Genomic DNA, 11,533 nt, shown 5'->3' on the forward strand with positions numbered 1-11,533 from the left:
CACCACCGTCGGCAGCGTTCCCAGCAGGACGAGCCCGACGGGGACGTTGACGAAGAACACCCAGCGCCAGCCGGGGCCGGCGGTGCCCTGGAACTCGGGTCCAGGAGCGGCGTTGCGGCGTTCCGGGCGCACGCCTTTAGCGCGCCGAGTACTACTTGACGCGAGAGAGCAAGTACTTGCTATTGTTCGTCAAGTGACGACCACGGAAGACCACATCGAGCTCGTGGCCGAGCTGGTCCGGACGCTGGAGACGCGGATCTTCGATCCCCTGGAGATCCTGCTGGCCTCCGACGAGCCGCTCGGGCCGATCCGGGCGCGGCTGCGCGTGGAGGCCGAGGTCTGGGCGGCCCAGCTGCTCGGCGCCGACCGGGAGCGGGCCACGCTGACCGCGGCCCGGCTCATCGGGGTGCTGTTCCCCGGTGACGGACCCTTCGACCCGCCCGCCTCGTGGTGGCGCACCGCACTGGGACGGGCCGTGGCCCGCACGACCGCCCACCCCGCGGCGGCCGTCCCGTACTCCACGGCCGGGGCGATGCTCGGCATCACCCGGCAAGGCGTCCACGACCTGGTGAAACGCGGAAAGCTCGACAGGGATCCGGGCGGCGGCGTCACCACCTCCTCCATTCGCGACCGGCTCGACCGACCCCAGGAGAGCACCCGTGGCACCGCAAGAAGTGATCATCGATGACCGTCCGGTCCGCCTGGCCGTCCGCGACCACGGCGGGACCGGGTCTCCCGTGCTGCTGCTCCACGGCCTGGGCGGCACCCTCCTGCACTGGGACGCCGTCGCGCCCCTGCTGACCGGCGCGCACCGGGTCGTCGCGATGGACCTGCGCGGCCACGGGCTGTCCGGCGACGGGCCGTGGGAGTGGGAGGCCGTCCTGGACGACGTGCAGGCGGTCGTCGACCACTTCGGCCTGGCCGCTCCTCTCGTGGTCGGCCATTCCCTCGGCGGCATGGTCGCGGTGCGGTGGGCGCTGCGCCATCCGGACGGCCCCGGGATCGTCAACGTCGACGGCCTGCGCTCGGCCGAGACCGCGCCGGAGCACTACGCGGGCATCGGGCCCGAGGAACTGACCCCGCTGCTGGCGGAGTTGAAGACGCTCTTCGACGCCCAGGCCGAGGCGATGGCCCGGCCGCTGCCCGAGGCCCACGCCGCGATGCTTCCCCAGCGGGCGCTGCGCACCACCGATGAGGGCGTCTACGCGCGGCCGGACGCGGAGCTGGCCGGGCAGATCAGGTACGACCCGTACTTCCAGGACAGCGTCGCGGCGGTGGCCGGCATCCGCTGCCCCGCCCTGTTCGTCCTGGCCACCGAGAACCTGCCCGGCCTGCCGGGCCGCGTCGGCGACCTCATGCCGGCGCAGCGTGCGGGCGTCCGCCGCGACCTGCTGGCCCTCACCGCCGACCGGCCGCACCTGCGCGTGCTCGAACTGGCCGGCAGTCACGCCTTGGTCGCCGAACGGCCCGAGGAGATCGCCCGGGCCGTGCTGGAATGCGGCGGCCGTCACGCGAACCTTTCCTAGATTGCCGGGCGGGCGCATCGCCGGCCATTGAGAAAAAGGATCACCGAACCAAACCGGGACCGCCCTCATCAGAGATAGGCATAAGGGGGACACGGTCCAGCGGGCTGAAAGTCGGGTAAGCCGCCGTGTCGATATGGAGAGAACATGCGACTCGGTAAGGCGGCCGTTCTCGGCCTTGTGATCGGTACGGCGACGCTCGGCACGGCCGCGCCCGCGATGGCCGACCCCGGCGACGTGGTCGTGAAGCCCTCGCAGGCGCGGCCCGGCGAGCAGGTCACCGTCGTCGGGAAGAAGTGCGAGGTCGACGGCACGGCGGGCTCGCTGGCCTTCGTGGGCGGGGCCGTTCCGCTGAACGGCGCGGAGGAGGTCGACGGCCGGGCCGGTCTCGCGACCATCAAGAAGGACACCTTCGCCGGCACCTACACGGTGCTCGTGCGGTGCGGCGCGTACAAGGGGACCGGCGAGGTCCACGTCGTGGACGGCAAGGCGCGTCCGATGTCGCAGCCCACCCCGACCGGCGGGCCGGCGACGGGGCTCGGCGGCGCGACGGGCGGCGCGGACACCGCCCTTCTGGCCGGGGGAGGCGTCCTGCTGCTGGGCGGGATCGGCGTCGGCGCCATTGCCGTCCGCCGCCGGAATGGCGCGAGCGCGTAATAGCCGCAGCCTTTATCGCGAAGGCCGACTCTGACAATTCCAGCGGGACGGGAAGGGCGATGGGGAGAAAGGGCGGCCGGTGGGGGCCGGGGGCGGCGGCAGCGTTCCTGACGGCCGCCGGCCTCGTCCTGGCGGTCCTCGGGCTGCGCGGGCCGGCCGGTCCGCCGAGCCCGCCCGCGTGGGCCGCGACCCCCCGGGCGGTCGACCGGCACGGGCCGGTGCTGGACCGCTCCCTGCCCGTCCGGGTGTCCATCCCGTCGATCGGGGTGCGGGCGCCGCTGTCCCGCCTGGGCCTCGGAGCGGGCGGCGAGGTGCGGGTCCCCCCGGCCGACCGGCCCGGGGAGGCCGGCTGGTATCAGGGAGGGCCCACTCCCGGCGAGCGCGGCGCGGCGGTCATCCTGGGCCATGTCGACTCCGCGAAGGGCGCCGCGGTCTTCTACGACCTGGGCCGTCTGAGGCCAGGGAACCGTGTCGAGGTGGACCGCGCGGACGGCAGGGTCGCCGTGTTCACCGTCGAGTCCGTGGAACGCGTCCCGAAGGGCCGCTTCCCCACCGCGCGCGTCTACGGCCCTCTCGACCATCCCGGGCTCCGCCTGGTCACCTGCGGCGGCGCGTTCGACCGTGCCGAGCGCGGTTACCGCGACAACGTCATCGTCTACGCCGCCGAGACGGCGGTCCGGTAGCCCCGCCGAAGGCCCGTCCGGTCACTGCGCCGGCGAGACGAGGGTGCCGGAGGACTGGAACGCGGTGGTCAGGATCTGGCCGACCTTGTCGAGCTTCTTCCGCAGCTTGACGGCGCCGGTGGCACCGCCGGACAGGCCGGTCGTCGCGAGCCCGAGCTCGACGACCACGGTCCCGTCGGGCTGCGGCCTGAGGAGCAGGTGGTACTTGTAGTGCGTGGCGAACGCTCCGAGGAGCATCGCCTTGGTGCGGGTCCCCTTCTCGACGATGCCCTGGCCGGGGTTGTCCCACGTGAAACGAAAGCCCTCGGGCTGCAGGGCGGCCTCCACGACGGCACGGACCTGGTCGAGGTCGCCGGACACCCTGAGGCTGACGGAATTGGCCATGGTTCTCCTTGATCGAGTGGGATCCGGGGGCCGGCGCCGCCGCCCCCCGACAAGAGACGTCCGTCCACTTCCCGAGTACGCAAGTCCGACCGGTCACCTCGTTCGCCCACGCAAGGGTGACAACGCATGGTTGTGACCCGGGGCCGGACGGTTGTTTGATGCGCGACCCCGCCGCCCGCTTTGATCTCCCTGGCCGCCGGAGGCGCGGCCGGCGGAAAGGGCGTGGCGGTGGTGCGCACGGGGGATCGGCGGTCGCTCGGCCGGGGGTTCGGGTGGCTCTGGACGGCCTATGCGGTCAGCGCGTTCGGGACGTGGCTCGCCTTCGACGCGTTCCCCCTGATCGCGATCACCGTGCTGCACGCCGGGCCGGCCCGGGTGTCGGCGCTGGCCGCCGCGGGCCTGCTGGTGGGGGCGGCGGTGGCCGTGCCGCTCGGCCCGTGGGTGGAGTTCCGCCGCAAGCGGCCCGTGATGATCGCGATGGACCTGGTCCGGTGCGCGGCGCTGCTGAGCCTGCCCGCGGCGTTCCTCCTCGGCGGGCTCGGCTTCGCCCACCTGCTGGTCGTGTCGGTCGTCGTCGCCGCGGCCGACATCGCCTTCACCGCGGCGAGCGGCGCCTGCCTGAAGGCGCTCGTCCGGCCGGACGGCCTGCTCACCGCGAACGGGCGGCTGGAGTCCACGAGCTGGACCGCCACCATGCTCGGGCCGCCGCTCGGCGGCGCCGCGATCGGCCTGTTCGGGCCGCTGGTCACCGTGGCGGCCAACGCGGTCAGCTTCCTGCTGTCGGCGGCCGGGATCCGCGCGATCGGCGGGACGGAGCCGCGTCCGGTCCGGAGCACGGGCGCCCGGCTGCGGGCCGGGGACCTGCTCGAAGGGTGGCGGCACATCCTCACCGGCCCGGCGCTGCGCCCGCTGTTCCTCAACCAGATCCTGGTCGCCGGGCTGATCATGGCGACGGCGCCGGTGCTGGCCGTCCTGATGCTCGGCGACCTCGGATTCGCGCCCTGGCAGTACGCGCTGGCGTTCGCCGCCCCGTGCGTGGGAGGGCTCGCCGGTTCGCGGCTGGCCCGGCCGCTGGCCGCGCGGTTCGGACGGCCCAGGACCATGCTGGTCTTCGGGACGCTGCGCGCGTGCTGGCTGCTCGGGCTGGCCTTCGTCCGCCCGGGCGTCGCCGGCCTGGTGCTCGTCATCGCCGTCGAACTCGGGCTGATCACCTGCATGGGGGTGTTCAACCCGCTGTACGCCACCTGCCGGCTGGAGTGGACGCCGCCCGACCGCGTCGCCCGCGTGCTGTCGGCGTGGTCGGTGACGAGCAAGCTCACGATCGCGGCCATGACGGGCCTGTGGGGCGTGCTGGCCGGGCTCACCGGCCCCCGCACCGCGGTCGCGGTCGCGGGCGTCCTGTCCCTGGCGACCCCGGCGCTGCTGTTCCGCAACCGCCGCGCACTCGCCGCACCGGACGTCTTGACGCAGGTCAGTGCCAGTGCGAGCGTGAAAAGGGAGGGGGAAGGGGGACCCTGACATGATAGAGATCAAGAGCATCGAGAAGCCGGACGACCGGCGGGACTTCCCCAGGGGGCACCTGGAGATCGCCAACCTCAGCGGCCTCGTCTTCGGGAAGGCCACGTTCGAGCCCGGATGGCGCTGGACGGAGTCGGTGAAGGACATCGCGGGCACCGACCTCTGCGAGGTCCACCACAACGGCTACGTCGTCCAGGGGAGGATGCACATCCTCACCCGTGACGGCGTTGAGCAGGAGGTCGGTCCCGGCGACGTGTTCGTCGCGACGCCCGGCCATGACGCATGGGTCGTCGGGGACGAGGCCTGCGTCGTGTTCGACTTCGCCGGCGGCATCGGCGAGTACGCCAAGGCCGGTCACTGAGCGTCCGGTTCCGTGAAGCGGGGGCGCCGTCTCATGCCCCCGCTTCCGCGCGTCAGGACGACTCCGGGCTGGAGTCCGCGGGCCTGTGGCGCCGGTAGTGGCGCGCGACGCGGACGCGGTTGCCGCAGCGGGCCGCCGAGCACCAGCGGCGGCGCGGGTGGGCGGGCAGGAAGAGCAGCACGCAGTCGTCGGCCTCGCACTTCCGGATCCTGGTGACCGCCGGGTCGGCGAGGAGTTCGGCGGCGGCCTCGGCGAGCCAGGACGCCGGGCGCAGTTCCGGCGGGCCGGTGCGGCGGCGGGCCGCGAGCAGGGACCGCCCGTCCCAGACCGGTTCGGTGACCGCGGGCGCCGCGCACTGGGCCCGGGTGAGGGCCTCCAGGTCGGAGGCGGAGGGCGGCTCGCCGCGGCGGACGCGGTCGAGGGCCCGGGCGGTGTGCTCCCGGACGTCCCGGACGGCGGCCAGTGACGCGGCCCCCGGCTCCGCCGCGGCGAACGCCGCGGCCTCGTCGGACCGGTCGGCCTGGAGGCGCAGCCAGACCCGAAGGTCGTCGGGCGTGGACAGCAGGTCGGCGCCCGCCGGTCGCGTGTTGACCAGGTCCAGGGCCGGGGGCTCACCGGTCAAGGGGCTCTGGTCGCTCATGCTCTAACGGTACATCGACCGATTGACCCGTTAGGCGTCGGGCCGCTATACCTAATGCATCTTCTCGACAGATAGGCGTTAGGTATGCTTTCGATCGCCCGCACCGCCCACCGGCACGTCGACGTGAGCGGTGTCCGCGTCTTCTACCGCGAGTCCCTGCCGGAGAGGGAGGACGCGCCCGTCCTGCTGCTCCTGCACGGTTTCCCGTCCGCCTCGCACCAGTTCCGCCGGCTCGTCGACGTCCTCGGCGCCCGCTACCGGCTGATCGCTCCGGACTACCCGGGCTTCGGCCACACGATTGCGCCGGACGACTTCGCCTACTCCTTCGACGGGCTCGCCGACGTCATGGAGGGATTCGTCGAGCGGCTCGGGCTCACCCGTTTCGCCATGTACGTGTTCGACTTCGGAGCGCCGGTCGGCTTCCGGCTGGCCGAGCGGCGGCCCGACCGCATCGCGGGCCTGGTCGTCCAGAACGGCAACGCCTACGCCGAGGGACTGTCGGACGGCGCCCGCGACTTCATCGCCCTGCGTCCCGGTGCGCCGGGGGCGGAGGAGGCCGTCCGCGGCCTGCTGACCCTGGACGGGACCCGGAGCCAGTACGAGACGGGCGTCACCGACCCCGAGGCGCTCGCACCGGACGGCTGGACCCTCGACCAGCACTTCCTCGACCTGCCGGGACGCAGGGAGGCCCAGGTCGCGCTGGCCTTCGACTACCACTCCAACGTCGAGCGCTACGACCGCTGGCAGGCCTGGCTGCGCCGGTACACGCCGCCCACCCTCATCGTCTGGGGGGCCGGCGACCCGTTCTTCACCGCGTCCGGCGCCCGCGCCTACCTGCGGGACGTCCCGGACGCGGAACTCCACCTTCTCGACACCGGCCATTTCGCCCTCGAAACCCACCTCCGCGAGATCGCGCCGCTCGTCGCCGCGTTCCTCGACCGTCTCGGGGCGTAGCGGGTGCGGAAGGTCCGCAGGTCGCGGGGGCAGGGGGCGGCCGGGCCGGCGAGAAACGATGACGCCGGGGGAGGCCGGGACGGGTAGGTTCGGGGAATGAACGATCGGCCTACTCTTGAGGACATCCGCCGCGCGCCGAAGGTGCTGCTGCACGACCACCTGGACGGCGGCGTGCGGCCCGCCACCATCGTGGACCTGGCACGGGAGACCGGGTACGGGGACCTGCCCACCACCGACGCGGACGCCCTGCGGACGTGGTTCGAGGAGGCGTCCAACTCCGGATCGCTCGAACGGTACCTGGAGACGTTCTCCCACACGGTCGGGGTGATGCAGACCGTCGAGGCGCTCACCCGGGTCGCCTACGAGTGCGCCGAGGACCTCGCGAACGACGGGATCGTCTACGCGGAGGTCCGGTACGCCCCCGAGCAGCACCTGCGCGAGGGGCTGTCGCTGGAGCAGGTCGTCGAGGCCGTCCTGGACGGCTTCGCGCGCGGCCGCGAGGACTTCGGCATCCGCGTCGGGACGCTCGTCACCGCGATGCGGCACCAGGCGCGCAGCATGGAGATCGCGGAGCTGGCCGTCCGGTACCGGGACGCGGGCGTCGTCGGGTTCGACATCGCGGGCGCCGAGGCCGGGTACCCGCCCACCCGCCACCTGGACGCGTTCGAGTACCTGCAGCGCGAGAACGCGCACTTCACGATCCACGCGGGCGAGGGGTTCGGGCTGCCGTCGATCTGGCAGGCGATCCAGTGGTGCGGCGCCGACCGGCTCGGGCACGGCGTGCGGATCATCGACGACATCGAGGTCGAGGGCGGCGAGGCGCGGCTCGGCCGGCTCGCCGACTACGTGCGCGACAAGCGGATCCCGCTGGAGATGTGCCCGACCTCCAACATCCAGACGGGCGCGGCGAAGTCGATCGCCGAGCACCCGATCGGGCTGCTGCGGAGGCTGAGCTTCCGGGTCACGGTCAACACCGACAACCGGCTGATGAGCGGCACGACGCTGTCGGAGGAGTTCGCCAAGCTCGCCGACGCGTTCGGCTACGGATGGGACGACCTGCAGTGGTTCACGGTGAACGCGATGAAGTCGGCGTTCGCGCCGTTCAACGAGCGGCTCGAACTGATCAACGGGGTGATCAAGCCCGGTTTCGCGCAGCTCAAGTGGAGCGGCGCCCGGCCCCTGGCATGATCGAGCCATGACCATTCGCTCCACCGGCGGGCGCGTCGCCGCGTACGCGTGGCTGGTGTTCGCCGCCCTGAACCTCGTCGACCTGTTCGTCGGCATCACCGGCGACCCCGACTACTCGCTGACGACGGTGACGATCGCGTTCCTGCTGCTGCTCGGCTGCGGGATCGCCTACACGGTCGGGCTGCGGCCGCTGATCGCCGGCGGCGAGGACGGGGTGACGATCCGCAACCCGCTGCGGGACGTCCGGGCGCCGTGGGGCGCGGTCCGCCGGATCGAGGGCAGGAACGCGCTGACGGTGGTGTTCGCCGGCCCGGACGGGACGGACCTGGAGACCCGGGCGTGGGTGCTGCAGACCTCGCCCCGGGCGCAGGCCAAGGCGGAGGCCCGCGCCGAGAAGGAGGCCCGCAAGGGCAAGGGGCAGGCGCAGGGGCTCGATCTGCGGGGGCGGACGCCGACCGCGTACGCGGCGCAGCAGTTGAACGAGATGAAGGACCGGCAGCGCTCCACGGCCCGGTCGGGCGCGCCGGACAAGGCGGCCAAGGCCAGGTCCGAGGCGGAGGAGCAGGGGCCCGCCAGGGGGACGGTCACATGGTCCGTTGTCGCGGTGGCCTCGCTGGCCGTCCCGCTGGCGGTGGTCGTCGCCCTGCTGATCGTGGGCGCGGTCAGCTGAGGAGGACCGGTCGGCTGAGGAGCCCGGTCAGCTGATGGCCGCGGACACGTCCGCGCGGAGGGCCTCCAGGTCGGCGGCGGCGCGCGCGCGGACCTCGGCGACGTCCCCGTCCACCGGGAGCACGACCTCCAGGTAGCACTTGAGCTTCGGCTCCGTCCCGGAGGGGCGCACGACCACCCGCGAGCCCCCGGCCAGGCGGAACCGGAGCCCGTCGGTGGGCGGAAGGCCCCCGGCGGGCCGGGCGAGGTCGTCGAAGGACTCGACGCGCCGCCCGCCGAGCTCGCGCGGGGGATCGGAGCGCAGCCGGGCCATCGCCGCGGTGATCAGCGAGAGGTCGCTCACCCTGACCGACAGCTGGGACGTCGCGTGCAGCCCGTACCGGCGGGCCTGCGCGTCCAGCAGGTCGAGCAGCGTGCGTCCGTCGCGCCTGGCGTCGGCCGCGAGCGCGGCGACGGCGAGCGCGGCGCCGATGCCGTCCTTGTCGTTGACGAGCACGCCCCGGTCGTCGCCGACGCTGTAGCCGAGCGCCTCCTCGTAGCCGAACACCAGCCGGCCCGGGCCCGCCTTCATGATCCACTTGAAGCCGGTGAGGGTCTCGGCGAACCGGACGCGGTGCGCGGCGGCGATCGAGCGCAGCAGCGAGGACGACACGATCGTCGTCGCGACCAGGCGGTCGTCGCCCGTGGTGTGCCGCAGCACGTGCTCGGCCAGCAGCCCGCCGACCTCGTCCCCGGTGAGGGTCCGCCACCCGGACGGGCCCGGGACGGCGACGGCGCAGCGGTCGGCGTCCGGGTCGTTCGCGATCACCAGGTCGGCGCCGCGGGCCTCGGCGAGGCCGAGCGCCAGGTCGAGCGCGCCCGGCTCCTCCGGGTTCGGGAAGTCGACGGTCGGGAAGTCGGGGTCGGGCTCGGCCTGCTCCGGGACGACGGCCGGCGCGGGGAACCCGGCGCGGTCGAACGCGGCGAGCAGGACGTCCCGCCCCACGCCGTGCAGGGGCGTGTAGACGATCGAGACGTCCCGGTCGCCGCCGAGGCGCAGGGACGACACCGCGTCCAGGTAGAGGCCGGCGTCCTCGTGGACGGGCCACCCCTCCCCGAGGGGGAGCTCGTCGACGCGGCCGACGGCGTCGATCGCGGCGGAGATCTCCGCGTCCGTCGGCGGGACGATCTGCGCCCCGTCCGCCCAGTACACCTTGTAGCCGTTGTCGCGCGGCGGGTTGTGGCTGGCCGTGACCATGACGCCCGCCACGATGTCGTCGAACGCCCGGGTGAAGTGCGCCAGGACCGGCGTCGGGACGGGCCCGGCGAACACCTCGGGACGCAGCCCCGCCCCGCTCAGCACGGCCGCGGTGTCGTCGGCGAACCGCCGGGAGCCGTGCCGCGCGTCGAACCCGATCACCACCCGGCCGCCGGCGGGCAGCCGGGCGGCCAGACCGGCGGCGGCGCGCATGACCGTCACCCGGTTCATCCGGTTCGGCCCGGCGCCGAGCTCGCCGCGCAGCCCGGCCGTCCCGAACTCCAGCCGCGTCCCGAACCGGTCGGCGAGGGCCGCCGCGTCGCCCGCGTCGAGGATCGCCCGCAGTTCGGCGCGCGTCGCTGGGTCGGGGTCCTGGGCGAGCCACTCCTCGGCCCGCGCGCGCAGGTCGCTCACAGCTTCGCCAGGACGGTGGCGAGCAGCGTGCCCATGCGGCCGGCCGACGCGCGTCCCGCCGCGAGGACCTCCTCGTGGTCGAGCGGCTCGTCCGACAGCCCCGCCGCGATGTTGGTGACCAGGGAGATGCCGAGCACCTCCGCGCCGCCCTGGCGGGCCGCGATCGTCTCCAGCACCGTCGACATGCCGATCATGTCGGCGCCCAGCGTGCGCAGCATGCGGATCTCGGCGGGCGTCTCGTAGGTCGGGCCGCGGAACGCCGCGTATACGCCCTCCGACAGGCTCGGGTCGGCCTCCTTGGCCAGGGCCCGCAGGCGTCCCGAGTACGCCTCGGTCAGGTCCAGGAACGTCGCGCCGGTCAGCGGGTTCGCGCCGGACAGGTTCAGGTGGTCGGAGATCAGCACCGGATCGCCCACCCGCTGGTGCTCGGGCCGCAGCCCGCCCGCCGCGTTCGTGAGCACCATCGTCTTGACGCCCGCGGCGAGCGCCGTCCGGACGCCGTGCACCACGGAGTCGACCCCGCGCCCCTCGTACAGGTGCGTGCGGCCGAGGAACACCAGCGCGTTGCGCCCGCCGATCTCCACGGCCCGGATCCGGCCGGCGTGGCCCTCCACGGCCGGCGGCGCGAACCCGGGCAGCTCGGCCACCGTCAGTTCGGCGACGGGCTCGCCCAGCCTGTCGGCCGCCGGGACCCAGCCGGACCCCATGACGAGGGCGACGTCGAAGGAGTCGATGGACGTGCGGGAACGCAGCGCGTCCGCGGCGTCCCGTGCCAGTGCAAAAGCGTCGTTGCTCACGTTGCCGACACTACCGCCGCGCCGTCCGGCCGCCGCCGGTCAGTCGCCCAGCGACTTGCAGGGACGTGTGCGCAGGTCCTTGACGTAGTCGTCGGGCGCGCCGGCCTTCTCGGCGGCGTCGGCGAGGATGCCGAGGTAGCGCGCGGACGGCAGCCCGCCCTCGTAGTCGTCCAGGACGTACATCCAGCACAGCGCGTCGCCGTCGAGCGTCTGCACCCGCACCCTGATCTTGCGGTAGACGTTGAGCGCGGCGCCCTCCCAGGCGTCGAGTTCCTTCTCGTCCCAGGCGGGCACGTCGTAGATGACGACGAAGACCTGCTCGGAGTCGTCCTCGACGACCGTCGCGAGAGCCCCGTCCCAGCCCTTGTCCTGCCCGCCGAAGGTCAGGCGCCAGCCGGCGAGCCAGCCGGTGCCGCGCATGGGCGAGTGGGGAGCCCGGCCGGCCATCTGCTCGGGGTCCATGTTGGAGGCGTACGCCGCGTACAGAGCCACGGGGGAAGGCTACGCC

At 73.6% G+C, this 11,533-nt stretch carries 14 protein-coding genes; 9 read left to right on the top strand and 5 right to left on the bottom strand.

All coding sequences use genetic code 11. The features are described 5' to 3' along the window. The first annotated feature begins 193 nt into the window (after positions 1 to 193). The 4 genes from AB0K37_RS17510 to AB0K37_RS17525 all read left to right on the top strand — a co-directional run bounded on the left by AB0K37_RS17510 (position 194) and on the right by AB0K37_RS17525 (position 2,863). Positions 194 to 688, top strand: coding sequence for a hypothetical protein (locus AB0K37_RS17510; RefSeq protein ID WP_363981675.1), 495 nt, complete (start codon positions 194 to 196; stop codon positions 686 to 688). Continuing rightward, positions 660 to 1,526, top strand: a complete 867-nt coding sequence (locus AB0K37_RS17515; RefSeq protein ID WP_363981678.1) for an alpha/beta hydrolase — start codon at positions 660 to 662, stop codon at positions 1,524 to 1,526. Before AB0K37_RS17510 ends, AB0K37_RS17515 begins: the two co-directional genes overlap by 29 nt. Positions 1,527 to 1,670: 144 nt before the next feature. Next, on the top strand, positions 1,671 to 2,180 hold the full coding sequence (locus AB0K37_RS17520; protein WP_363981681.1) for a hypothetical protein: 510 nt from the start codon (positions 1,671 to 1,673) through the stop codon (positions 2,178 to 2,180). A 59-nt stretch (positions 2,181 to 2,239) separates the two neighbouring features. Beyond that, positions 2,240 to 2,863, top strand: a complete 624-nt coding sequence (locus tag AB0K37_RS17525; RefSeq protein ID WP_363981684.1) for a class F sortase — start codon at positions 2,240 to 2,242, stop codon at positions 2,861 to 2,863. Positions 2,864 to 2,884: 21 nt separating this feature from the next. Here the strand turns inward: AB0K37_RS17525 and AB0K37_RS17530 are convergent, their stop codons facing one another. Further along, the gene (locus AB0K37_RS17530; RefSeq protein ID WP_363981687.1) at positions 2,885 to 3,247 is read right to left on the bottom strand and encodes a hypothetical protein; all 363 of its coding nucleotides are present in this window, start codon (positions 3,245 to 3,247) and stop codon (positions 2,885 to 2,887) included. 222 nt (positions 3,248 to 3,469) lie between these two features. Between AB0K37_RS17530 and AB0K37_RS17535 the strand changes: the two genes are divergently transcribed. Both AB0K37_RS17535 and AB0K37_RS17540 read left to right on the top strand, forming a co-directional pair. After that, positions 3,470 to 4,765, top strand: a complete 1,296-nt coding sequence (locus AB0K37_RS17535; protein WP_363981690.1) for an MFS transporter — start codon at positions 3,470 to 3,472, stop codon at positions 4,763 to 4,765. A gap of 1 nt (position 4,766) precedes the next feature. Further along, positions 4,767 to 5,126, top strand: a complete 360-nt coding sequence (locus AB0K37_RS17540; RefSeq protein WP_363981693.1) for a cupin domain-containing protein — start codon at positions 4,767 to 4,769, stop codon at positions 5,124 to 5,126. 52 nt (positions 5,127 to 5,178) lie between these two features. On the opposite strand, the gene AB0K37_RS17545 is transcribed toward AB0K37_RS17540, so the two are convergent. Further along, on the bottom strand, positions 5,179 to 5,766 hold the full coding sequence (locus tag AB0K37_RS17545) for a CGNR zinc finger domain-containing protein (RefSeq protein ID WP_363981696.1): 588 nt from the start codon (positions 5,764 to 5,766) through the stop codon (positions 5,179 to 5,181). 84 nt (positions 5,767 to 5,850) lie between these two features. Between AB0K37_RS17545 and AB0K37_RS17550 the strand changes: the two genes are divergently transcribed. The 3 genes from AB0K37_RS17550 (at position 5,851) to AB0K37_RS17560 (ending at position 8,578) form a co-directional block, all read left to right on the top strand. Beyond that, positions 5,851 to 6,720 carry an alpha/beta hydrolase gene (locus AB0K37_RS17550; RefSeq protein ID WP_363981699.1) on the top strand — a complete coding sequence of 290 codons (870 nt, stop codon included), beginning with the start codon at positions 5,851 to 5,853 and terminating at the stop codon, positions 6,718 to 6,720. A gap of 96 nt (positions 6,721 to 6,816) precedes the next feature. After that, positions 6,817 to 7,908, top strand: a complete 1,092-nt coding sequence (locus tag AB0K37_RS17555; RefSeq protein WP_345176748.1) for an adenosine deaminase — start codon at positions 6,817 to 6,819, stop codon at positions 7,906 to 7,908. A gap of 7 nt (positions 7,909 to 7,915) precedes the next feature. After that, complete coding sequence (locus tag AB0K37_RS17560; protein WP_363981702.1) at positions 7,916 to 8,578, top strand: PH domain-containing protein; 663 nt, start codon at positions 7,916 to 7,918, stop codon at positions 8,576 to 8,578. A 27-nt stretch (positions 8,579 to 8,605) separates the two neighbouring features. Here AB0K37_RS17560 and AB0K37_RS17565 read toward each other — a convergent pair whose 3' ends face one another. The 3 genes from AB0K37_RS17565 to AB0K37_RS17575 are packed head-to-tail and all read right to left on the bottom strand — an operon-like array spanning position 8,606 to position 11,517. Next, positions 8,606 to 10,228: a phospho-sugar mutase gene (locus AB0K37_RS17565; protein WP_363981705.1), complete on the bottom strand. Its 1,623-nt coding sequence runs from the start codon at positions 10,226 to 10,228 to the stop codon at positions 8,606 to 8,608. Further along, entirely contained in the window at positions 10,225 to 11,025 is an 801-nt protein-coding gene (locus AB0K37_RS17570) for a purine-nucleoside phosphorylase (protein ID WP_363981707.1), read from the bottom strand. The genes AB0K37_RS17565 and AB0K37_RS17570 overlap by 4 nt, the downstream gene beginning before the upstream one ends. A gap of 39 nt (positions 11,026 to 11,064) precedes the next feature. Further along, entirely contained in the window at positions 11,065 to 11,517 is a 453-nt protein-coding gene (locus AB0K37_RS17575; RefSeq protein WP_345176756.1) for a gamma-glutamylcyclotransferase, read from the bottom strand. Positions 11,518 to 11,533: the final 16 nt, after the last annotated feature.

The organism is Actinomadura sp. NPDC049753 (assembly GCF_040674655.1).
In the GTDB taxonomy this organism is placed as follows: Bacteria; Actinomycetota; Actinomycetes; order Streptosporangiales; family Streptosporangiaceae; genus Spirillospora; species Spirillospora verrucosospora.